General features: G+C 37.2%; 24 protein-coding genes. 11 read left to right on the top strand and 13 right to left on the bottom strand.

Translation table 11 applies throughout. The features are described from left to right. Window positions 1–2 precede the first annotated feature (2 nt). Both AC1DG9_RS02190 and AC1DG9_RS02185 read right to left on the bottom strand, forming a co-directional pair. Window positions 3–1805 carry a hypothetical protein gene (locus AC1DG9_RS02190; protein ID WP_172661770.1) on the bottom strand — a complete coding sequence of 601 codons (1803 nt, stop codon included), beginning with the start codon at window positions 1803–1805 and terminating at the stop codon, window positions 3–5. A gap of 45 nt (window positions 1806–1850) precedes the next feature. Next, window positions 1851–3719, bottom strand: coding sequence for an AsmA family protein (locus tag AC1DG9_RS02185; RefSeq protein ID WP_477634258.1), 1869 nt, complete (start codon window positions 3717–3719; stop codon window positions 1851–1853). An 84-nt stretch (window positions 3720–3803) separates the two neighbouring features. On the opposite strand from AC1DG9_RS02185, the gene miaB reads away from it, so the two are divergent. The 9 genes from miaB to AC1DG9_RS02140 all read left to right on the top strand — a co-directional run bounded on the left by miaB (window position 3804) and on the right by AC1DG9_RS02140 (window position 12991). After that, a complete protein-coding gene (gene miaB, locus AC1DG9_RS02180; RefSeq protein ID WP_172661772.1) occupies window positions 3804–5252 on the top strand; it encodes a tRNA (N6-isopentenyl adenosine(37)-C2)-methylthiotransferase MiaB in 1449 nt (482 codons plus the stop codon). A 16-nt stretch (window positions 5253–5268) separates the two neighbouring features. Continuing rightward, window positions 5269–6504, top strand: a complete 1236-nt coding sequence (locus AC1DG9_RS02175) for a sigma-54 interaction domain-containing protein (protein WP_172661775.1) — start codon at window positions 5269–5271, stop codon at window positions 6502–6504. A 2-nt stretch (window positions 6505–6506) separates the two neighbouring features. Then, complete coding sequence (locus tag AC1DG9_RS02170) at window positions 6507–7004, top strand: LptE family protein (RefSeq protein ID WP_172661776.1); 498 nt, start codon at window positions 6507–6509, stop codon at window positions 7002–7004. 45 nt (window positions 7005–7049) lie between these two features. Then, window positions 7050–8186 carry a hypothetical protein gene (locus tag AC1DG9_RS02165; protein WP_216854417.1) on the top strand — a complete coding sequence of 379 codons (1137 nt, stop codon included), beginning with the start codon at window positions 7050–7052 and terminating at the stop codon, window positions 8184–8186. A gap of 14 nt (window positions 8187–8200) precedes the next feature. After that, window positions 8201–8560 carry a preprotein translocase subunit SecG gene (gene secG / locus AC1DG9_RS02160; RefSeq protein WP_048907793.1) on the top strand — a complete coding sequence of 120 codons (360 nt, stop codon included), beginning with the start codon at window positions 8201–8203 and terminating at the stop codon, window positions 8558–8560. 226 nt (window positions 8561–8786) lie between these two features. Then, window positions 8787–9080, top strand: a complete 294-nt coding sequence (gene groES / locus AC1DG9_RS02155) for a co-chaperone GroES (protein WP_048907794.1) — start codon at window positions 8787–8789, stop codon at window positions 9078–9080. A 76-nt stretch (window positions 9081–9156) separates the two neighbouring features. Continuing rightward, on the top strand, window positions 9157–10797 hold the full coding sequence (gene groL / locus AC1DG9_RS02150) for a chaperonin GroEL (RefSeq protein WP_048907795.1): 1641 nt from the start codon (window positions 9157–9159) through the stop codon (window positions 10795–10797). Between the two features lie 90 nt (window positions 10798–10887). Then, the gene (locus AC1DG9_RS02145) at window positions 10888–11547 is read left to right on the top strand and encodes an MgtC/SapB family protein (RefSeq protein WP_246269625.1); all 660 of its coding nucleotides are present in this window, start codon (window positions 10888–10890) and stop codon (window positions 11545–11547) included. Between the two features lie 16 nt (window positions 11548–11563). Beyond that, window positions 11564–12991 (top strand): L-serine ammonia-lyase, encoded by a 1428-nt coding sequence (locus AC1DG9_RS02140; protein WP_172661780.1) that lies wholly within the window; start codon window positions 11564–11566, stop codon window positions 12989–12991. 7 nt (window positions 12992–12998) lie between these two features. On the opposite strand, the gene AC1DG9_RS02135 is transcribed toward AC1DG9_RS02140, so the two are convergent. From AC1DG9_RS02135 to AC1DG9_RS02110, 6 genes are read right to left on the bottom strand one after another with little or no spacing between them, the layout of a single operon-like run. Continuing rightward, complete coding sequence (locus AC1DG9_RS02135; RefSeq protein WP_288883779.1) at window positions 12999–14345, bottom strand: DUF58 domain-containing protein; 1347 nt, start codon at window positions 14343–14345, stop codon at window positions 12999–13001. A gap of 11 nt (window positions 14346–14356) precedes the next feature. Continuing rightward, window positions 14357–15334 carry an AAA family ATPase gene (locus AC1DG9_RS02130; protein WP_172661784.1) on the bottom strand — a complete coding sequence of 326 codons (978 nt, stop codon included), beginning with the start codon at window positions 15332–15334 and terminating at the stop codon, window positions 14357–14359. Window positions 15335–15337: 3 nt separating this feature from the next. Beyond that, window positions 15338–16519 carry a DUF4350 domain-containing protein gene (locus AC1DG9_RS02125; protein WP_288883778.1) on the bottom strand — a complete coding sequence of 394 codons (1182 nt, stop codon included), beginning with the start codon at window positions 16517–16519 and terminating at the stop codon, window positions 15338–15340. After that, on the bottom strand, window positions 16516–17238 hold the full coding sequence (locus tag AC1DG9_RS02120) for a DUF4129 domain-containing protein (RefSeq protein WP_337717304.1): 723 nt from the start codon (window positions 17236–17238) through the stop codon (window positions 16516–16518). The genes AC1DG9_RS02125 and AC1DG9_RS02120 overlap by 4 nt, the downstream gene beginning before the upstream one ends. A 1-nt stretch (window position 17239) precedes the next feature. Then, a complete protein-coding gene (locus AC1DG9_RS02115; RefSeq protein WP_477634257.1) occupies window positions 17240–18130 on the bottom strand; it encodes a hypothetical protein in 891 nt (296 codons plus the stop codon). Next, on the bottom strand, window positions 18123–19082 hold the full coding sequence (locus tag AC1DG9_RS02110) for a stage II sporulation protein M (protein WP_172661789.1): 960 nt from the start codon (window positions 19080–19082) through the stop codon (window positions 18123–18125). Before AC1DG9_RS02110 ends, AC1DG9_RS02115 begins: the two co-directional genes overlap by 8 nt. A 130-nt stretch (window positions 19083–19212) precedes the next feature. Between AC1DG9_RS02110 and AC1DG9_RS02105 the strand changes: the two genes are divergently transcribed. Further along, on the top strand, window positions 19213–19944 hold the full coding sequence (locus AC1DG9_RS02105; RefSeq protein ID WP_288883775.1) for an RDD family protein: 732 nt from the start codon (window positions 19213–19215) through the stop codon (window positions 19942–19944). 7 nt (window positions 19945–19951) lie between these two features. Here AC1DG9_RS02105 and AC1DG9_RS02100 read toward each other — a convergent pair whose 3' ends face one another. The 5 genes from AC1DG9_RS02100 to AC1DG9_RS02080 all read right to left on the bottom strand — a co-directional run bounded on the left by AC1DG9_RS02100 (window position 19952) and on the right by AC1DG9_RS02080 (window position 22962). After that, window positions 19952–20665 (bottom strand): GDSL-type esterase/lipase family protein, encoded by a 714-nt coding sequence (locus tag AC1DG9_RS02100; RefSeq protein ID WP_172661791.1) that lies wholly within the window; start codon window positions 20663–20665, stop codon window positions 19952–19954. A 47-nt stretch (window positions 20666–20712) separates the two neighbouring features. Continuing rightward, window positions 20713–21048 (bottom strand): DUF2752 domain-containing protein, encoded by a 336-nt coding sequence (locus AC1DG9_RS02095; RefSeq protein WP_172661792.1) that lies wholly within the window; start codon window positions 21046–21048, stop codon window positions 20713–20715. 6 nt (window positions 21049–21054) lie between these two features. Next, window positions 21055–21534, bottom strand: coding sequence for a DUF5684 domain-containing protein (locus AC1DG9_RS02090; RefSeq protein WP_048907804.1), 480 nt, complete (start codon window positions 21532–21534; stop codon window positions 21055–21057). A gap of 79 nt (window positions 21535–21613) precedes the next feature. Next, the gene (gene lipB / locus AC1DG9_RS02085) at window positions 21614–22309 is read right to left on the bottom strand and encodes a lipoyl(octanoyl) transferase LipB (protein ID WP_172661793.1); all 696 of its coding nucleotides are present in this window, start codon (window positions 22307–22309) and stop codon (window positions 21614–21616) included. Between the two features lie 11 nt (window positions 22310–22320). After that, the gene (locus tag AC1DG9_RS02080) at window positions 22321–22962 is read right to left on the bottom strand and encodes a 4'-phosphopantetheinyl transferase family protein (RefSeq protein WP_172661794.1); all 642 of its coding nucleotides are present in this window, start codon (window positions 22960–22962) and stop codon (window positions 22321–22323) included. Window positions 22963–23029: 67 nt separating this feature from the next. Here AC1DG9_RS02080 and dcd point away from each other — a divergent pair, with 67 nt between their 5' ends. Continuing rightward, window positions 23030–23566, top strand: coding sequence for a dCTP deaminase (gene dcd, locus AC1DG9_RS02075; RefSeq protein ID WP_048907807.1), 537 nt, complete (start codon window positions 23030–23032; stop codon window positions 23564–23566). The last annotated feature ends 34 nt before the right edge of the window (window positions 23567–23600 follow it).

Here is a 23600-nt window from a genome sequence, read left to right as displayed (position 1 = left end):
GATTAAAAGCTACTCTTTTCTCGGGTAGCTTTTCTTTTTTGTCTGATAAGTCTGCGTTTTTCTCTGTCAGCTTTTATTTTTTCGAATTTCGCTATTTGTTCCTTTATCTTTTTTTCCTTTTGTGGAGTTACACCGACACTGTACTTTATCCCCTGAAAAAGTGTTTTCCAGATAAAACTAAAAAAGGAAGCTGTTTTTTCCCGTTCAAATTTTATTGATGCCGCTATAAGTACACCGTCTGTTTTAGGATTATCTGAATTAATAATCATTGCATTCGCCAAAAAAGACATTAGCCCCTGTTTAACTAAATGATCACGCCCTTCTTCTTTTTTAAGCAGTGCTACAGAAAGGTCGTTAAAAGCAAATTTGACTTTACCAGTTGCAAGGGTTTCATTTGCATCGATATTAAACTCAAGTTTTTTAACGTGCCCGCTTTTCACTTCAACCATTCCTAACGGCTTGGTAATTCTATTAAGCACCCTTCCATCCATCTGGCCCAAAGTTCCTGAGTAAGAAAAAGCGCCATCATTTGCGGCAAGATTAAACTTAAAATTCACATCCAGTTTACCCTGTCCCATCATGTAGCTCGTTAATTTAGCAAACATATAGGGGTTTTTATTTTTGATTTTTTCTGAATTGGTTATGTTGGTTATGCTTCCTGAGGTTTTTTCAAAGGTGATTCTCCCCTTCTGCTTACTATCCTTATCGAATTCCGCATAGGTCAAATCTATATTACTTAAATTAAGCTGTTTAACTGTAAGCAATCCCTTAACCTTTTGCAATAGTTGATGAGGATATTTCCCTATTTTAATCTCGGTTCTTTTAGGAAGTTCATTATTATTAAAAACGGATACGGAGCCATTGTTTACATTCATCTCGGTAGCGTAAAGCTCCTGTTTACGAACATACAAAGGCAGATTAATGCCTTCTAAACTAATGTCACTCATCTGAATATCAAACCTGTCTTTTGAAAAACCTACTGTTTTTCCAAACTTCATTTCATCGTACCGTGGAACAACACTAAAACTCTTTATATTGAGCTTACCTGATGATGCTCTAAAATCTAACTGATTAAGATTGATATGATACAAACTATCGGGCGTGGCGAAAGTGTAATTATTTAAATTTATGACTACGTCTTTAAGCAAATAAAACCTACTGGTATCCCTAACTGAGTTTTTATCGATCAACCAGTTTTTTAGTGTGACATTTAGATTCTTAATGGAATCAATCTCTGGTTTGGCTAGGTTTTTATTAACGTATTTAAAGGAAATGTTTTTAAGGTCGATGGTTTTTACTTTAAGCTCCTTTACAAATTTAGAAATGTAGTCATAAGGCGATTTATCAGAAAATGGCTTTTTGAGTTCATTAAACTCTAACTGTTTATTTACCATTATAATTTCCGGATTATCAAACAATAGGAGGTCGATTTTTACCTTTTTATATCGCAGCAGATCAATAGGATGAAAGTTTTTTATAACCAGCTCTTTTAGCTGTATGTAATAGATGTTATTTGGTGCGTGTTTTAGACGAACCATCTTTTTCAGAATATTAGTATCGGGGGTAATTTTAACGTCTGACAATGAGGCTCTCCCCGTAATAAAATTTGTACCGACGTCAGAAAATTCTATGCTATACAAGCTGTCCGTGGCATTTAAAACGAGGTCTCTGACTTGTGCCTTAATTATTGGTTGAAACCTGACGCTTAGGTGTCTGGATGCCGCAACCAACAGTAAAATAAAGAAAAGCATGATCCCGGAAACCCATTTAAGCGTACTATAACTCTTTCGGACTTTTTTGATCATAGGCCTTAGTGGTTTAACCTAATATACGAATTTATTCATCAGGCGTTAGGTATCAGTCTTTTTTTTCTCGGCCTTTCTTTCGGCGCGTTTCTTCTTTCTTTCTTCTCTTTTTTCGCGCCGTTCCTGTTTTTTATCCTTTACTTTTTCCATTGCTTGTTCGGGTGTTTTCACGGGAACAATGCCTAATCCAACGGTCTCCCTCATACCTATAAAAATACCTTTCCAAAGTAAATTAAAAAACGAGGCAGCAGGTGTTCTTTCAAAAGTAACCCTGGCTGTTCTTAGTGCCGCTCCTTTGCCCGGATTTGCATCTTCAATTAAAAGACTATTTGCAAGAAAAGATAAAAATCCTTTCTTCTTACCTATTCCCCCATTTTCACCTTCTTTAAGCAATTTTATTTTAAGGTCTTTATAATAGAAATGAACAATGCCCGAAGCACCTTTCATATTGGCTTGAATATCGAAATCAGTTCCCTGCATCTGTCCGCTTTCTATTTCAACTAAGCCCATGTTCTTTGCCATTGGGTTTAAAACAAGCATGTTCATTGCTCCTACATTCCCTTTGTAGGTAAAAGAAGCATCTCTAGCTGTTAGGTTAAAATTTATAGTAACCTTAATACGGCTGGTTTTCATTACCAGTGCTGTTAAATTTGCAATAGCATGGTTGTTCTTTGCAAGTCTAACTGAGTCATTAGTTAAATTGAGAATATTCCCAGTCAGGTTCTGGAAATACACTGTTCCTCTTTTTTGAGTGATCGGATTGTACTCTGTATAGGCAACATCGATATTGGATAACTTAACGGTATCGATAATTGTTTCAATAGGTAATCTTTTAAGTGCAATATGAGGGAAGTTATGAGCCTTATCAAAATTAGGGGGAGGAGGCAATTCTCTATTCACAAAAATGCCCGCATTTGCAGGGCCTACCTTTAGGGCTCTTGCATATAAACTGCCTTCAGCACTTAGTTTATTAAAATCTACTCCTGTAAAGGTTATTTCATTAAATTTTAAATCGTACCGATCTTTACCATATTTATATTTTCTGGTAAATGCTAAGTCTGGATGAAGTGGGATCATTTGCAGACCTTTTATACGAATATTTTTATTACTAACCGAACCAGCAACTGTATCTATTTTTGTAGTATACATCCCATCTTTACCCGTAGCTCTATATCCTGTTAATTCAAAACTGATGTCTTTTGTATAATAAAAACGTGTGGTATCAGACTTAGAAAGAGAATCGATAAGCAGATCTTTAACAGTGATATTTAGATGTTTTATTGAATTTAAGGGTTTAGAAGTAGCTCCGTTAATATAATCAAAGTCGGCATCTATTATTTTAATGGCCTTTACATGGATGGATTTTAGTGTTTTAGATATCTGATCATACAAACTGCGCTTATCTGCAGCGGTATCTGTTTTTTTGACAACTTTATAATGAATCATATTAATGGAGGGTTGCTCCATAATGATGGAATTCATGTTTATCCGTTTCTTAAAGTAGGCAGTAAGTACACCAATTCTGCTTAACTGTAGACGCGCCAGTTTTATTTGGAACAAGTTAGCAGGAGCAAGCTGAAGTTCTTTTAGCTGATTAAAAACTGTAGTATCAGGCGTTAAAGTAACACTATCGAGTACTGCACTTCCGGTGATCAGATTAAGGCGAATGTCTTTAAAATTAATCCTATAAAGTTTCTGAGAACCGTTGTAAACCCCATCTTTTATTTTTTCGGTAAGTAGTGGCTTCCATTTTGCACTAAAATATAGAGCAACACCCCCTACTAGGAGGATCAAGGCTGTAAGAATACCCACAAGCCACTTTATTACTTTGTATTTTCCTGATTTATTGGACGTCATATTTGTGTAGCCTGCAATATCAAGGCCATAATGAGAAATAAGGCTGGCTATTGTCACAAAATATTCATTTAGCATTCTGCCAATTTGTCATTTGTAAATTAAATTACGTATTTTTGAAGCCCATAAAACAATTGACCATTTATGATTGATTTACAGCTTACAGATAAGACACATGATGAAGAGCGCCAGGGCGAGGCTTTAATTGTTGATGCACCTTTGGTGCGCAATGGCCGCAAACTGTATATTGAAAGTTATGGTTGCCAAATGAATTTTGCGGATAGCGAAATTGTTGCATCTATATTATTAGATCAGGGATTTGAAACTACTGGTGATTACAAGGAGGCTGATGTAGTATTTATAAATACTTGCTCTATCCGTGAAAACGCAGAACAAAGAGTACGTAACCGCCTATCGCAATTTGGTGCCGAAAAGCGCAGAAACCCTAAACTTATTGTAGGTGTTCTGGGCTGTATGGCTGAACGTTTGAAATCAAAATTTCTTGAAGAAGAGAAATTGGTTGATGTAGTTGTTGGACCGGATGCATACCGTGAATTGCCACAACTGCTAAGTGAAGTAGAAAGTGGTCATAAAGCTATAAATGTGCTATTATCCCGTGAGGAAACTTATGCAGACATTAGTCCTGTTAGGTTAAACGGGAATGGCATTACCGCATTTATTTCTATTATGCGCGGTTGTGATAACATGTGTTCTTTTTGCGTAGTTCCTTTTACAAGAGGTAGAGAGCGTAGCAGAGACCCACATTCGATTATGGCGGAAGCTCAGGACCTATTTGACCGGGGCTATAAAGAAGTTACTTTACTTGGTCAGAATGTAGATTCATACAAATGGAAGGGTAATGATGCTGATGATAGTACTGAAATTGAAGTTAACTTTGCTCAATTGCTTGAAAAAGTAGCTTTGATTAGTCCTGACTTAAGAATTCGTTTCTCTACTTCTCACCCTAAAGACATTACCGACGAAGTTTTATACACCATCGCTAAATACGATAATATATGCAACTATATACACTTGCCTATTCAATCAGGAAGTAGCAGGGTATTAGAATTAATGAACCGTACTTACACCAGAGAGTGGTACATTAACAGGATTGATGCGATCAGGAATATCATTCCTGACTGCGCAATTTCATCTGATATTATTGCAGGTTTTTGTACAGAAACAGAAGAAGAACATCAGGAAACGCTTAGCATTATGGACTATGTGAAATATGATTTCGCATTTACCTTTAGTTATTCTGAGCGACCAGGAACCCTTGCTGCACGTAAGTTTGAAGATGATATTCCGGAAGATGTTAAAAAACGCAGGTTAAGTGAGATCCTGATTAAACAACAGGAAACTTCTTTATATCGTTTACAACAATTTGTTGGAAAAACTGTTAGGATTTTAGTGGAAGGGACTTCAAAAAAATCAGATAAAGATTTCTGCGGCAGAAATGATCAGAATGCAATGGTGGTTTTCCCGGCAACAGAAGGTGTTAGCGCAGGGCAATATGTATATGTGCACATAGACCGTTGTACCTCGGCAACCTTATTAGGAACTGTTGTAGTTGAAGAGCCTGAAATTGTTTAATTAAACACAGATTACATTGGACGTACAAGACATAAAAAATCGTTTTGGGATAATTGGTGGTTCTCCGCTATTAAACCGGGCTATAGATATTGCCAGGCAGGTTGCGCCAACCGACATGTCTGTTTTAATTACGGGTGAAAGTGGTAGTGGTAAAGAGGTTTTCTCTCATATTATCCACCAGATGAGCACCCGCAAACACGGGGCCTTTATTGCTGTAAACTGCGGGGCCATTCCGGAAGGAACCATTGACTCTGAATTATTTGGCCACGAAAAAGGATCTTTTACCGGAGCCCATGAAGCCCGCAAAGGTTATTTTGAGGTAGCAAACGGAGGCACCATTTTTCTTGATGAGGTTGCAGAATTGCCTTTAGGTACTCAGGCACGTTTGTTACGTATCCTTGAAAGCGGTGAGTACCTTAGAGTCGGCTCATCCAAAGTGCAAAAAACAGATGTACGAATTATTGCAGCAACCAATGTTGATGTTTATAACCGTGTAAAATCTGGTAAATTCCGTGAAGATTTATATTATAGATTAAATACTGTTCCATTGCGCATTCCTGCCTTGCACGAACGCAAAGAAGACATTTATTTATTATTCAGAAAATTCTCTGCAGACTTTAGTGATAAATACCGCAGCCCGGGCATACAGCTTGAGCCTGAAGCAATACAGATTTTGAGCAATTACAGTTGGCCGGGAAATGTACGTCAGTTAAAAAATATTGCCGAACAGATCTGTGTTCTGGAGAAAGACCGGAATGTTACAGCAGCAGCTTTGCTGAACTACATCCCTAATGAAAGCGCCACAAATCTACCTGTAGCAATTAACGGGAATACGAAAGAAGATTATACAGAAAGAGATATCCTTTACAAGGTTCTTTTTGATATGAAAAAAGATATGATGGAATTGAAAAAGCTGGTAGCAGAAATCATTCAGAGTGGAGGAAATACTTCGCACATCATGGCAGACAACCCTCATTATATCAATCAGCTTTATCAGGAGGTGGATCAGACTTATGGCAATGAGCAAGCCACCCTTACTATTAAAAAGCCTGTTCAAAATGCTCCTGTGGATTACAACTATACCCATGAAGCAGAAGAAGTTGAGGAATCTCTATCTTTAATAGATAAGGAATCTGATCTGATCAAAAAAGCATTGAAAAAACACAAAGGAAAGCGCAAATTTGCTGCTCAGGAATTAGGCATCTCCGAACGTACGTTATATAGAAAAATTAAAGAATTGAATTTAAACTAAGGATGAAAAATCTATCTATAATCATATTACTATTCTTTTTTAGTAGCTGTACAGTAGGGCTAAAAGGAACTTCCATTCCTCCTGAAATGAAAACAATCAGCGTTAAGGTTTTTGAAAACAATGCCCCTTTAGTAGTAGCTTCCTTAAGCTCACAATTTACAGAGGAATTGAAAACACGTATCAGGAACCAAACCAACTTAAGTATTACACAGAATGATGCTCAAGGTGTTTTTTCTGGAAATATTACCGGATATAGCATCACCCCTGTAGCCATAACAGACAACAAGCAACCTACAGCAGGTGCAAACAGGCTATCGATAACGGTTAATGTAAAATACGTAAACAATCTTGATCCCAAACAAAGCTTTGAGCAATCTTTTGAGCGTTATAAAGATTTTAAACTGGCGGGAAACCTGCAAGCACAAGAACCTGCTTTAATTAAAGATGTTACTGCTCAGCTTATTGAGGATATTTTTAACAGGGCTTTTGCACAATGGTAGGTCAAAATAGAGATCAATTATTAACTTAGCATCGTGGAGCAGGATATGAATATTAAAGAACAGCTAACAAGATTAATTGCTGTACCTGAGAAAACATCTCAGGATGACACAGTTATGCTTCAAGATCTCGTTAAGCAGTATCCTTATTTTCAACCCGTTCATCTGCTGCTGGCAAAAGCCACTTTGAATACAGATGAGGGCAATGCCAATCTTGCTACTGCTGCCCTGTACACGAATGGACAGCTACTCCATAATTTTATTCATGAAACAGAACGCTTAGAGCCGGTAGGTTTCAACGTTGTCAGCTATTCACCTTCAGAATCTTTCGGTAATAACCCTGAAACCTTAGACGAATTTGTAATTGATGAAGTTCCTTCTGAATTGGAAGAACAAAAGATAAGCGATGACCAGGAAGTATTTGATGAAATTGGCGAAGTAAACATAAGTGATTATCATTACGCTGATACACCTCCGATTACTCTTGAAGAAAACAGAGAGAACCCAGAGGATGACCTTGTTTTAGAGAACATTGTAGCTACAGATTTTTTCGCCTTTCAGGAAAATTTCAAAGTTGAACCAGTAACAGAAACTTCGGAAGTTACTGAGAATCAAATTGAGGAATATAAAGAAGAAGAGCCTGTTGAAGAAGATGATACGATTGTGATCAGTAAATATGATGATGATCAGCTTCCTTACACATTTTTATGGTGGCTTGCTAAAACAAGAAAAGAGCATCAGCAAATATTTCAACCTTACGCTTCGCCCAAGCATGTTAAGCAAGAGCAGGAGCAAAAACCGGATAGAAATAAAAAAGCAAATGAGCTTCAGCAGCAATATGTGGAGAATATATTTCACATGCAGAGCCCATTTGATGAAGAAGAAAGTGAATATTCGCCAAATGAGTTTAAACAACGCTCAAAGGGAGCTGAAATTATTGAAAGCTTTATAAAGAACGAGCCTCAGATAAGTCCACCTAAACCAGAGCAAATAAATAACGAGAATAAAGCCAAAAAAAGTGCGGAGGACCATAATGACCTGGTATCTGAAACGCTGGCAAACATCTATATTGAGCAGATGCTTTATGACAAGGCCATAGAGACTTATGAAAAATTAAGTTTGATGTTTCCAGAAAAAAGCCGTTACTTTGCCGACCTTATTCAATCGATAGAAAAAAAAATTTAACAACCTAACATAATATGCTTTTCTTAATTATTTTATTAATCATCGTTTGTATTGCCTTAGCGCTATTTGTTTTGATACAAAATCCTAAAGGTGGTGGTCTGGCAACAGGCGGATCTGGCAGTAATATGTTTGGCGTTCAACGTACAGGTGACGTTTTAGAAAAAGGAACCTGGGTTTTATTAGCGCTTGTTGTAGTGCTTACTTTATCAATTACAACTATTGGTAAATCAGGCGGCTCATCAGCAACTGGAGCTGGTTCTAAAATTCAGGAACAACTTGACAAGACTCCTACTCCATCTCCAATTGGTGGCGGCAATACTGCTCCTGCTCCGGCAAATACGCCACCAGCAGCAACAGACACTACAAAAAAATAAGTTCTTATATTCTATAAGAATGCAAAAGCCCGGAAGTAATACCACTTCCGGGCTTTTTTTTACCCCTGCCACTCTGACACAAAAATAGTTTGCCTTAATCCATTAGCTGACAAGGCTGTGTAAATTTGTCAAGCTTAAGCCCCTTGGCACAAAAACTGATATGTACTTCGTGCGTAATTAAATTACTTTTACATTTATAAATCTAAAAACAAAACAATAATAAGTTATGGCTTTAAACTTTAAACCTAATGCAGATAGAGTAGTTGTTGAAGCTGCTGCTGCAGAAGAAAAAACAGCTTCTGGTATTTATATCCCTGATACCGCTAAAGAAAAACCTCAACAAGGAATAGTAGTAGCTGTAGGACCTGGTAAATATGCTGATCAAACTGGAAATCTAATCCCATTAAGTGTTAAGGTTGGTGATCAGGTTTTATACAGTAAATATGGTGGCACTGAAGTTACTATTGAAGGTACTGAGTATTTAATTATGAGAGATTCTGATATCTTAGGAACTCTTTAATCCAAGTATAATTATTGAAATGAAATTGGTTAATGCTTAATTCATTTCAGCTTAAACAAGAATCAAAAAAAATAAAATGGCAAAACAAGTAAAATATAATGTAGAAGCCCGCGACTCTCTGAAAAGAGGTGTTGACATTTTGGCTAATGCTGTAAAAGTAACTTTAGGCCCAAAAGGTCGTAACGTAATCATTGACAAAAAATTTGGCTCACCTGCTATCACTAAAGATGGTGTTACAGTAGCTAAAGAAATTGAATTGAAAGACCCAATTGAAAATATGGGTGCTCAAATGGTTAAAGAAGTAGCTTCTAAAACTGCTGATATTGCGGGTGACGGAACGACAACTGCAACTGTGTTAGCTCAGGCAATTGTAACTGCAGGTATTAAAAACGTAGCTGCTGGTGCAAATCCAATGGACTTAAAACGTGGTATCGATAAAGCAGTTACTGCAATTGTTGAGAACTTAAAAGCTCAATCGCAAACTGTAGGTGAAGACAACAACAAAATCAAACAAGTTGCGTCTATCTCTGCTAACAATGACGAAGTAATTGGTGCATTGATCGCTGAGGCTATGGGCAAAGTTGGTAAAGATGGCGTTATTACTGTTGAAGAAGCAAAAGGTACTGAAACTGAAGTAAAAACAGTTGAAGGTATGCAATTTGACCGTGGTTACTTATCTCCATATTTTGTAACTAATGCTGACAAAATGGAAGCGGAATTAGAAAACCCTTACATTTTGATCTACGACAAAAAAATCAGCAACATGAAAGAATTGTTGCCTGTATTAGAAAAACAAGTTCAAACTGGTAAACCGCTATTGATCATCGCTGAAGATTTAGACGGTGAAGCTTTAGCTACTTTAGTAGTTAACAAAATCCGTGGATCTCTGAAAGTTGTTGCTGTTAAAGCCCCAGGTTTTGGCGACAGAAGAAAAGCAATGTTAGAAGACATCGCTATTTTAACTGGCGGTACTGTTATCTCTGAAGAAAGAGGTTATAAATTAGAGAATGCTGACCTTACTTATTTGGGTACTGCTGAGAAAGTTGTTGTTGACAAAGACAACACTACAATCATCAATGGTGCTGGTCAGTCTGAAGACATCAAAGCTCGTGTTAACCAGATCAAAGCTCAAATTGAGACTACTACATCTGATTATGACAAAGAGAAATTACAAGAGCGTTTGGCTAAATTAGCTGGCGGTGTTGCAGTTCTTTACGTAGGTGCAGCTTCTGAAGTTGAAATGAAAGAGAAAAAAGACCGTGTTGATGATGCTTTACATGCAACCCGCGCAGCGGTTGAAGAAGGTATCGTGGCTGGCGGTGGTGTTGCTTTCATCCGTGCTATCGAGGCGTTAGAAGGCATGAAAGGTTCAAATGATGACGAAACTACTGGTATCCAGATCATTCGTCGTGCCATTGAAGAGCCTTTACGTCAGATTTGCCAGAATGCTGGTATCGAAGGTTCTATCGTTGTACAAAAAGTTAAAGAAGGTAAAGCTGACTTCGGTTACAATGCCCGTACTGATGTATATGAGAACCTAATTGCAGCTGGTGTTATCGATCCAACTAAAGTTGGTCGTGTAGCATTAGAAAATGCAGCTTCTATTGCGGCTATGTTATTAACAACTGAGGTTGTTTTAGCTGATGATCCGGAAGAAGCTCCTGCAGGTGGTGCTATGCCTCCTATGGGTGGTGGTGGTATGGGTGGAATGATGTAATCATTATTTGCCTACACATATAAAAAAAGACMCGCTGTTATCAGCGGGTCTTTTTGTTTTAAATCTTTGTTATATTTAGGTAGTTAAAACATGATGGAGAATTTTTTAGAGAACGGTCATTTCCTTACGCTTAGTGAAGTGAACAAATTTTTACTGGCAACACTACTATGTGGTTTAATTGGTGCGGAGCGAGAGTTCAGAAGCAAACAGGCTGGACTAAAAACCATGATCATGATTGGTCTTGGTTCTACATTATTCACCATTCTGTCTATAAAAATTGGTTTAAGTAGCCATGATCGTATTGCCTCCAATATTGTTACTGGCATAGGCTTTTTGGGTGCAGGTGTTATTTTTAAAGAAGACAATCAGGTTAAAGGCTTAACTACAGCTTGTGTAATATGGATTGTAGCCGCAATTGGAATGGCTATTGGTTCTGGATATTATGAACAGGCAATAGGTGTAACACTGGTTGTTCTATTGGCCTTACTTACTTTTCCCTTTTTAGAAGATATGGTAGAACGCCGCTTTACTAAAAGAGTTTACAGAATCGTAAAAAGATTTGAAAATGAAAGTCTGGAGAAATATGAAGAAGACATCAAGACCTCTAAATTAAAGCTTACCCGGGGCAAGCAGGAACTCGCTAATGGCATCATCAGTGGAACATGGATAGCCATAGGGAGCCCCAAAAACCACAAAAGATTTGTAGACCGTATGCTTCAGGATAGAAATATCATAGCATTTGATTTTTAAGTTTTAGCTTTGCATTATGCAAAGAGAACAGATCTCAGTATTTGATATTTTTAAGATAGGAATTGGACCTTCAAGTTCACACACCCTTGGTCCGTGGCGAGCAGCACAGCAATTCACAGCTTCGTTAAAACAGCAAAATTTATTAGGTGAGGTTGAGCAAATAAAGATTTTGCTTTACGGATCCTTAGCAAAAACTGGTAAAGGACATGGAACTGATGTTGCCATATTATTGGGACTGGCAGGTGCAGATCCAGTAACATTTGATGTAAACTCGATTGAGTGTACTATTGAATCTATCAAAAAAGAGCAGTCACTAATTCTGGCAGGAGAAAAACCAATTGAATTCAACTATGATGAGGATCTGATATTTCTCCTTTTTGAAAGCCTTCCATTTCACCCAAATGCGGTTACTTTTCAAGCGTTTCTAAAAACGGAAAAAGCAATATCCGAGACCTATTACTCTATTGGCGGTGGTTTTGTAGTTAAAGAAGGAGAGGATGGTAAAGAAAGAGAGCAGGTTGATTTACCTTTCCCTATTGAAAAAGCTGGAGATCTGTTACACTGGTGCCTTACTACAGGACTTAAAGTTTCTGAGGTAGTAATGGAAAATGAACTGGCCTGGCGGACAGAAGCTGCAACAAAAACAGGAATTTTGCAGCACTTCAATGTAATGAAGGATTGCATTTACAGAGGGTGTCATACCTCAGGTTTTTTGCCGGGAGGGCTAAACGTGGCCAGAAGGGCCGCAGCGCTTAATAAAAAGCTGATGGGCAATAGTGTGTACACTAACTATGAAAGTTGGATAATGGCCATTAGAGCAGGCGGAAATGGATTTAATTACACGCTTGACTGGGTGAGCTGTTTTGCCCTGGCTGTTAATGAAGAAAATGCTTCATTTGGCAGGGTGGTAACGGCCCCAACCAATGGCGCGGCTGGAGTTATACCAGCGGTATTACAATACTTTATAACATTTTGTGATGGATTTGATGAAGAAAAAATTACACAGTTCATTGCCTGTGCGTCTGAAGTAGGCAGTATCTTCAAAAAGGGAGCTACAATATCTGCTGCTATGGGCGGATGCCAGGCCGAAATCGGAGTGTCTTCAGCAATGGCAGCAGCTGCGCTCACTGAGTGTTTAGGAGGCTCTCAGAGACAGGTTTTAATGGCTGCTGAAATAGCCATGGAGCATCACTTAGGCCTTACCTGTGACCCTATTGGTGGTTTAGTTCAAATACCTTGTATAGAAAGGAATACTATGGGCGCTATTAAAGCAATTACAGCAAGTCAGCTTGCATTGCAAAGTAACCCGGACAAAGCCAAGGTAAGTTTAGACGCCGTAGTTAATACGATGTGGGAAACTGCTTTAGATATGAATTCGAAATATAAAGAGACATCTGATGGCGGTTTGGCTACCAATATTCCAATAAGTTTGCCTGAGTGCTAAAGTCTTATTAGATTTTCTGTTGGGCTTTAATAGAAAGATATCTGTTGATTACATTTATGGTCAGTTTTTCTGGTGGGGTAAGAATGCTTAAGATTCCATGTTTGGCAAGTTCCTTTACGACTAGCTTTTTCTCATAAGCAAATTTGCTGGCAATGGTTTTAATGTAAATCCCTTCTACGTCTTTTACTTCCTGTTCGGTAAGAGATTTCAGTTCGGTGTTTTCAAAAAACACAATAAGCAGCAAATGGAATTTAGCAATACGCTTTAAAAATGGCAGCTGTCTGTTTAATGCCGACATGCTTTCGAAATTTGTAAAGAAAACTAACAAACTACGCTGCTTTAAAACGCTTCGGATGCTTGTATAAAGGGCCTCCATGTTGGTTTCGAGATATCTTGTTTTTTCTTTATACAAAACGCTCATAATCTTACCAAGCTGAGCAGGTTTTCTATCTGCTGGCACAATACTTCCGGTCTTTTCAGCTATGGTTATTAAGCCCGCTTTATCTTCCTTTAACAAAGCCACGTTAGAAAGAATTAAACTTGCATTAATTGCATAATCCAATAAGCTCAATCCCTCAAAAGGCATTTTCATGATTCTCGATTTATCAATCACACAATAGACATGTTGAGCTTTTTCATCTGTAAAGGAATTCACCATCAACTCTCCTTTCCGGGCTGTCGCTTTCCAGTTAACAGTTCTATAATCATCGCCCTGCACATAACTCTTTACCTGATCAAACTCCAGGCTATGACCTATTCTTCTTATTTTTTTAATCCCAATTTCATTCAGTCTGTTTGATATCGCCATTAATTCGTATCTTCTTAATTGCAAAAAGGAAGGATAAACTGGCACTGTTGTTTCTTGTCCAAAGTTAAACCTCCTTACTATTAAGCTTAGCGGCGAACTAACATACAACCGAACCAATCCAAATACATATTCGCCCCTTTTGGTAGGCCTTAAAGTATAATTAATTGTTTTGTGTTCACGGGGTTTTAAATTACTGGTAAACCAGATGTCTCTCTTCTGAAATTGTAAAGGAATTTCATCAATAATACCAACTTTAGTTGCAAAAGGATAAAAGCTCTCGATATAAATATTGATTTCATTTTCATCGCCGTTACTTAATCTTTCGGGAAGATCCCGTCTTAAAAAGAAGCTCCTATCCTGTCGATAAAGCATGAGCATATCAATAATAACCAATGCTATCAGCGTCCAAAAAGCAATAAATGGGATATCCCCAAGCCATGGCAAAAAGAAAGAAAACAGGAACAAAGTAGCACAAAGCCCAATTCCTGCAAACAGCCTTTTACCTAAAAACAGGTCTTTATAATATGTCTTAAAAAAGTTCTTCAACAGCTTTGGTATTACCTTGGAATTTCTAATTTTTGAATAATTTGACCAACTATATCAGCAGGAGTAAGTCCTTCCATTTCCTTATCTGGTGTTAGCATAATTCTGTGTGCAAGAACAGGTACCGCCACTTTTATGATATCCTCTGGCGTAACAAAATCACGACCCTGCATTGCTGCAATGGCTTTAGCGCTATTGATCATTGCTAAAGATGCCCGGGGTGAAGCGCCCAGGTAAAGTGATTTATTATTCCTTGTTTCATGAGTTATCCTTGCTGCATATTCTATTAGTTTAGGTTCAACATGCAAGGCCTTAATTATTGCCCTGCATTTCTTAATCTTATCGATACTTAGAACCGCTTTAACTGCATTTATCTCTACCTCAAGCTTTTGCTGATGTTGATTTTGAAGGATAATTATCTCTTCTTCCAGTGTAGGGTATTTAACTTCGATCTTAAATAAGAATCTATCTAGCTGGGCTTCGGGCAATCTATAAGTCCCTTCCTGTTCTATTGGATTTTGGGTAGCCAGCACCATAAAAGGCTCATCCATTTGATAGGTATGTCCATCTACAGTTATTTGTCGTTCTTCCATCACTTCAAACAAAGCTGACTGAGTTTTTGCAGGAGCGCGATTAATTTCATCAACCAATATGATATGTCCAAATATAGGCCCTTTTCTATATTCAAACGACGAAGATCTGGGGTCAAATACAGATGTCCCCAATACATCGGAAGGCATTAAATCAGGAGTGAACTGAATTCGTGAAAATGAAGCATCAATGCTTTTGGCAACAAGTTTAGCACTTAATGTTTTAGCCACACCAGGGACACCTTCGAGCAAAATATGGCCATCGGCAAGTAGGGCTGCAATTAGAAAATCTATTGTTTCCTTTTGCCCAATAATAATACTGCTCAGTGTTTGTCTTATCTGATCAACAGCCTGATTAAGTTCAGTTAAGTCGGTTCTTTCATTAAAAATTTCCGGTTCCATAGTTTATTGAGCTTGTTTATAAAATCTTTCAATTAGTTTATTAAGGTTGATCAGTGAGTTATCATCAACAAACTGATTGTTATTTATCACATTTACAATGCTAAACAGTTGGCTAATCGTTTCTTGGGGCACTCCTGATCTGATATTTAAAGCTTCTTCCAATTCTTTATTCAGTGATGTTGTTTTAAGGTTATAGGTACTTCGAATATGCTCAAGAAAATAGCTTACCTTTTTTCTTGCAATATCTCCATTGTCCCGTTGCTGATAGTATACTTTTCCAACAACCTTAACAAAATCTAAGGATGAGTTTTTTAAGGGTTCTATTACAGGAATTATCCGCTGTCTGCGCTTCATTTCAAACAAAACAAAGATGATCAATCCTACCAATGCAATATAGTATGCCCATCGCAGTGATTCATTTCTAAAAATCACTCTTAAAACGGCTGAATCATCGATATTACCTCGTGTATTGTGTTCGTCCCACATTAAACTTGCAGAGCTGGGAAGGTATGATAGGGCCTTTGCTGCATAATCCGCGCCTAAAGGATTTATCAGGCTGTAATTGGTAAATAGTTGAGGATTTGGTAAAATGTATATATTTCCTTTACCAAAACTGTATTTAATAAAGTTTGGCTTCCCATTAGCATTTTTACCCAATACCGTTACCCTGGAAGTATCGATTTTACTAAAATACTGTTCGGCAATTTGCTTTCCGAAGGCATAATTGTATTTCGTTTTCAACTTTGGATTGGTGAAATTAATTCCGGTAGATTTTTCTGTCGAATAGTTATACGACGATCCTATATCAAACTTAAGTGTATCACTTAAAATTTTACCAAAATCAAAGGCGGCAAAAAAAGCATTGTTTCCCTCATTTACAAAGCTGATAAGTTCTTTAAAATCCAGCTTATCAAGTTCCATAGAATGAGAAATAAAAAGGTAGTTGGTATTATTAAACTTTTTATCCTTTAAAATATTATATATTGGATCTCGGATTATTCTCACATCTCTTTTGGGAAATAAATCATGTATTTCATGAAACAGAATGTACGTGCCATAGGGGATCTTATCTTCTTTTAAATAGCTGGGGGTCCAGTTTGTTGGCTTGGGTTTATAATACTGGGCAACCAGATAACCAACCAAAAGCACGGCACTCACAATAAGATATCTTCTTAATCCCTTCATGAGCTATGTAAATTAAACCGTTCAAAAGTGTCTTTAATGGCATTGAAATTCTCTTTGTCAATAAAAAACTCGCCGTACCAAACATATTCAAATTGATGAGTAAGCTTGCTGAATTCTTTCTTCTTATCGGAATCATTAATCTCGCTGATATACGTTTGATTTGTTTTTTCAGGGAGCCAGTGAATCAGGTCTTTATCGCTCAGTTTTTTAAGTGTCCGCAAATACAAAAGTCTGACAGCCAATCTATAATTAGCATTCACTATAGCCTTTTCTATCTCCTCATTAAAATTAATTTCATGGATGTTATCATCAGACTCATTATAGGGCACCTCCACTATTTGAGACTTACGGGAAAATATTTTCAGATCTGCACCAATTATTTTTAAGACAATGAAAACTACCAATCCAACCAGTGCAATAATTGCTAAGTATTTTATTAAACCACCAGACACCTTGTTACTTAGTGCTTGGCCTATCAAGCGCCAAAACCATCGCCAAAACCTGTCCCAAAAGCTAAGATTTGGCGCAGGGACATCATCATAAATGAAGTCTGTTTCTTTACTATGTGCTTCCAGTTTACTTTTATCGAACCCACGCAGATCAACCTTAGTCGTATCCAGTCTGACGACTGTTTTTTGTGCAACAGAATCCTGCTTTTCTACATTAGCCTGAACCTGTAGCATTCCAAAAAAAAGAAAAATGAAGAGCAGTAAACGCATGCTAATAATCCTCAGGGGTAGAATTTAAATTCGTTTCGGACTTTCCAAGTTGATTTATCCTTTCCAATAATCCGGTATTATCCAAACGTTCTACCAGATTAAAATAACAGAGTGTAACACCTATAACAGGCAAGATCATAAACACCTGACATACATATTGAATAACTGTAGAAATAACAATGATAAAAGTACTCATACCACCGGATGCTTTGGTAAATGCAGAAACCATAGTAAGTATTATAGCTGGCATAGAGGCCATAGACATGCATGCATAGGTAATTATCCATATAACAAAYATTGCTCCTGCGGTTACCCACCATTGATCTTTTAAGAGTTTGAAAGATCTGCTAAATGAATATTCAAAGCTTCCATTCTCTACCACCATTATGGAATAAAAAAGAGACATCGCCGGAAACACATAAAAAAACGGCAAGCCACAGAATAGAAGGCAAATAATAAGAAAAATACACACAGCAATACTACTCCCAAATACCCTAAGGAAATAATATTTGAAATATGACCAAACTTCTTCCACAGTTGGCGCCTGGTTTCCTTTTTGAACGTATAATGCAATAAAGCTTAAGGTTGAAACAGTTATTGCAGTATAATTGAGTAATGAAAATATGATCACAACGAAATAATTGAATGAGAACAACTGACCAAACCTGTTGAAAGGGTTGGCGTTTGCCTGATTGCCACCGTAGCCGAAATTAATCTTTTGTAAGCCAACCTGATACATTATTGCCGCTAACATTCCGGCAAGTACAAAGAAGCCGCATAAATAAATATAGGTTTTCATTAATGGCTTAAAGTTCTGTTTTATGAACTGGAACATATCATTAATGATCTCACCAAACTCTCTGAGCTTTCTAAATTCTAATTTATCAGACATTGTTTATATTTTGAGTGCGTTTAATAAGTTGGGCAGGATACAATACTACATACCAAACCATAAATAAAAATGAGCCTCCAAGAATGGAAACACTTAACCAAATCGGCATATCGGTATGCCTGGTAACAAAACTTTCAAATATTGCTGCCACCACAATTATAGGTAATATTCCCAAAGCTATTTTAGTTCCGTCTTTTGCACTTTTTATAAATGCCTGAAGGCGTGTATATGTTTTAGGAAACAATAAGCCATGCCCTAAAACCAAACCTGCACCACCGGCAATTATGATGGCAGATATTTCCAAAGTCCCATGAATCCATATTACCAATATAGATTCCAGTCCCAAACCTTTACTAAAGAAATAATATTCGAATGAGCCAAGCATTATTCCATTTCTTAAGATAAAGAATACAGGCCCAATCGAGAAGAATATTCCACTTACAAACATCAATAAAGACACATAGATATTGTTGGCAGCAATCATAAAAAACATGCTGAACTCACCTTGCTTTTTATAAACGCCAAATGGATCTCCCTTAGCAATGTTCTCATTGGTCATATTTACATACCCATCTCCAAGTATTAACCTTAAGAAAGAATCATCATATTTTGCAGACAGAATTCCTATTAAGCTTGAGATTACAAAAAATATTAGTGCATACAGCAACTGCCTGCGATAGGTATAAAAAAGGATAGGTAACTCAAATTTCCAGAATTCAATGAACGTATTGGTGTCCTCTTTTTTATTCTTATAAATAGATTGATGCAGCAATGCAGCAATTCCGTTTAAATATTCTGTTGTTTTTGATTTTGGATAAAATGTTTTGGCGTAAGCCAGATCATTGGTAATGTCAACAAACCTATCAGCCAGCTCATCTGGTGTGGCTGCACTCATTTGTTCATAGGATTTCCATTTACTGGAATTCTGCTTAACAAACAACGATTCTCTCATAGGTTTTGTGAGGGCTCTAATTTTCATGTAAAATAGCATAAAAAAGATTTTTACAAGAAAAATTCACTATCATTATTTTAATTCTCCTGAACATTTCTTTGTTTTAAATTTTATCTAAGTTTGAGTTTATATGGAAACAATACAGGTAAACACAAGTCAGCATGTGGCTATAGACTATCCGGTTGCAGGATTGGGAGAACGGGTGGCTGCAAGGTTGATTGATTTGGGCGCTTTTATCGTCGTAGCAATTCTGCTTATGGTATTAACTGCACTTACAGGCTCTGCACAGTCAAAAATCCTTGTCATTTCCATATGGTCAATTTATGGTGCTTGCTTTGTTTTTTATGACCTTATTTCTGAGATCTTTATGAACGGACAAAGTATCGGCAAAAAGTTACTAAAGATAAAAGTGATTAGCTTAAACGGAGGCCAGGCAAGTTTAGGTCAGTATTTTATCCGCTGGTTGTTTAGACTCGTAGATTTTACACTAACCGCTCAGGTAGGCGGATTAATTTGTGTGGCTATAACAGAAAACAAGCAAAGAATTGGCGATATAGTAGCCGGCACCACACTCATAAAAACAGTTGCCCGTACTGGCTTTAACCACATTGCTTTTCATCCGGTAGAAGAAGAATATACCCCCGTTTTTGCCTATGCTGATCAGCTTACAGATAGAGATGCAGAGCTAATCCATGAAGTTATCAGTACTTTTTACAGAACAAATAATGCTGATTTAATTTATGCAATGTCAGCAAGAATCTCAACACATCTTGCCATTAAAGTGCCAGTGGGAATGAACGAATTAGAATTCTTAAAAACGGTAATTAAAGACTACAGACATATTACTTCAAAGAGAGATTAGGTAATAATTATTTCAAATTCGTCAATACTAACGGAGCAACATTCGCAACCCATCCGGCATACATCTTTCCTGAGGGATGCAGGCCATCTCCGGCAACCAAGGTTTTGTCTGACAGTGCTAATCTGGAAAATGGTGTAATGTTGGAATAATTCAAACCCGCGGCCAATGTCTCTTCTTTGTTTATTACATTAAAAGCATCTATTTCCTTAGCAATGACTTGTGGATCACGTCCGCTTTGCTGGCCATGCGGTGTAGCTCCCCAATCGGGAATTGATATCACAAAAACATGCGATTTTTTGTCTTTTGTGAAATTAATAGCGATTTGCAGGAGCTCTTTAAATTCCTTACGGTAAACATCTTTTGATTCACCTCTATATTGATTATTTACACCTATTAGTAAAGTAACAATATCAAATTTATGCTCAGGTACCCCAGAGTCTTTGATTCCAGATTTCAATTCGCTGGTTGTCCATCCCGTCCTCGCAACTATGATCGGGGAGTTTATTATAAGGCCCTTTTTTGTAAGGTCATTTGCAAGCTGGTTTGGGAAATTCTCATAACGTTCTACTGACTCTCCTATGGTATAGGAATCGCCAAGCGCAAGATAATTTAACGGGTTCACAACCGTGTTTGTAGTGCTATCATTAACCATCGACTTTACCTCTCCTTTCTTACAGGCTAATATCAGTAATAATGATAGAATTACCATCGAATATCTCATATTCGACATTTACGGAATAACAAGAGATACGGATTTGAGAAATTTTACTAGTGCGGATGAGGTATCCACATTTTATAAACGTAACTGACTAATATAATTGACCCCGTAATAAGATATAGTGTTTTAATGAGCTTATCACTTCTTTTGCCGAACCAGTAGTTTGCCGATAACCCTACAATAAAAGTAATGAGAAGAGGAACCGTTGGTGGATACATATCAAAACTCTTTTCCCAATCCCCTTTTAGGAGAAATATTAGTGAGCGTTGAAATCCACATCCCGGACAGTCGATTTTAAAGAGATACTTAAACGGACATGGCAGCAAAAAAATATCCGCCTTGTCTAAGAAAGAAGACCAGGCGGATAAGATATATGTTATAAACACTAACAATTAAATTCCAGGGGTGGTAGGTGGTTTGTTAAATGGATCGTTGAACGGATTATTATTACCAAAAGGGTTGTTTGGATTATTAAAACCATTTTGTGCTTCTGCAGCAGATGGGCCTAAATACTTAGCATCACCAAAGCCTAATATAGGATAGAACACAATTGGCAAAATAATAAGTCCGACGGTAAAGCCTTCTGTTTTTCCGAAACTTTTACTTAGCAGATTCATTAGCCAAACACTAAATACAATATTTACACATGGTATTAATAACCAAAGTATCCATATTGTCGGTTTACCAACAATTTCGATAAGGACAATTAAATTGTAAATTGGTATTATAGCCGCCCATCCTGGTTTTCCGGCTTTAACGAAGGTTTTCCATAATCCGGCATAGACAATAACTAGCACGATTAAACAAAAGAAAACGGTTCCGGCGCCCAATCCGGCGGCGGCTGCTGAAGAGTACTCTGAATTGTAGTCCATAGGTTTTTGAGTTTTAATTTATATAAAGATAATCTTTATGTCAAAAAATCAAAATTTCAAATCCCTTTTTCAAGATGAATCAGATCAGCTGCATGCCAAACAGACTGGCAATATGATTTTTCAGCTTACCTTTAACCTCTTCCATATCTAGCGGATAGCCTAATTCACGTTGTATCGAGGTTACATCCTTATCGTCTATCCCACAAGGAACAATATTTTTAAAGTAGTTAAGATCTGTATTTACATTGAACGCAAAGCCATGCATGGTTACCCACCTGCTGCACCTCACACCCAATGCACATATTTTACGTGCTCTCTCATTATCAGCGTCCAGCCATACTCCTGTATAGCCTGGATACCGACCAGATATAATCCCGTAATCATTCAAGGTTAAAATAACCGCTTCTTCAAGTGTTCTTAAATAAAGGTGGATATCAGTAAAAAAATTATCCAGATCAAGAATTGGATAACCCACTATTTGCCCTGGCCCATGATATGTTATATCACCACCACGGTTAATTTTATAATATTTTGCCTCTTTTTCTAATAAACCTTGTTCATTAAGCAACAAGTTTTCCGGGTGACCACTTTTCCCTAAGGTATATACATGAGGATGCTCACAAAACACCAAAAAATTAGGGGTCTCCAGATTTGTGTTATTTGTTCGGTTTTGTGTTTTCAAAGCCACGCTTTGATTGAACAAAACTTCCTGTTTATCCCAGGCATCCTGATAATCAACAAGACACCAGTCTATAAATTCAACTTTCTTATTCATTTTATGAAAAGTTAAGCTACCACGTAACCTAACATATAGCCATCGTTAGTTTTAAAATAGTGCACAGTAAGCTCCAAAGCTCCTTCAGGAAGATCAACAAGAGCCTTAAGACTTCCTTCATCTTTAAGCTTAAAGGGCTTGATATGAATGTCTCGTTTAAACTCCAGTCCCTTTCTCCCATTCCATTTATAGATAGCTTCTTTTGCACACCAGCACACATATAATCCATTAGTGTTATCACCAATTTGTTTTTGAGCAAGTTCCGAGTCAGACAGAAACTTATTCCTTATGCTCTTTATTTTGTGTTTAATAAGTTCAATATCAACCCCCACCTTCTTCTTCTTACCAACAATTACCGACGCGTAATCGTAAGAATGACTTAAAGAAATATGGTATCCGAGGTTAGGAAGATATGGCTTACCGTGCTCATCCATGCGGCAGTCGATATATTCTGAAGTATTAAGCATTGTTCTTAATAGCACCCTTGTGCTTAGCCAATGAAGCAACCGCTTTCCATTATTTAACGATGAAATCACATCAAGCTCATGCTGCTTCAGTTGTAAACCCGAAATCAGCTGCTCTTCAGTTTCTTCGATTTTCCATACAGCAAGTATGGTATCCTCGTCAATATTTTTATTAAAAACTACAGGCATCTCTATTTTAGAAAACTATGCAAAAGTATCTTAAATTAATCATAATTTCGTCCAAATACTAGATAAAATGATACTGTCCGACAAACGAATACTGGAAGAAATAGATAAGGGAACCATTATAATAGAGCCTTTTAACCCCGAATGCCTTGGCACAAACTCATACGATGTTCATTTGGGCAAGTATCTGGCTACTTACAAAGACAGGGTTCTTGATGCAAAAGCACACAATAAAATAGATCATTTCGAAATTCCAAAAGAAGGATATGTGCTACATCCAGGCACACTGTATCTAGGTGTTACTTTAGAATATACAGAAACCCATGCCCATATTCCCTTTCTTGAAGGAAAATCAAGCACCGGTAGATTGGGAATAGATATCCATGCAACCGCGGGTAAAGGTGATGTTGGTTTTTGCAATACATGGACATTAGAAATTTCATGCGCACAACCTGTAAGAATATATGCCGGAATGCCAATTGGCCAATTAATTTACTTTATGGTTCAAGGCGATATTCAAACAATGTATAACACCAAAACTAACGCTAAATACAACAACAAAACCACAAAACCTGTAGAAAGCATGATGTGGAAGAATAAGTTCTAAAGTTAATATTTCGTATATTGAGGCTTTATTTGTT

It is taken from the genome of Pedobacter sp. 05L430 (assembly GCF_056397585.1).
The sequence above is the reverse complement of the archived record's forward strand: the minus strand, read 5'-3'. Positions and strand labels throughout refer to the sequence as shown.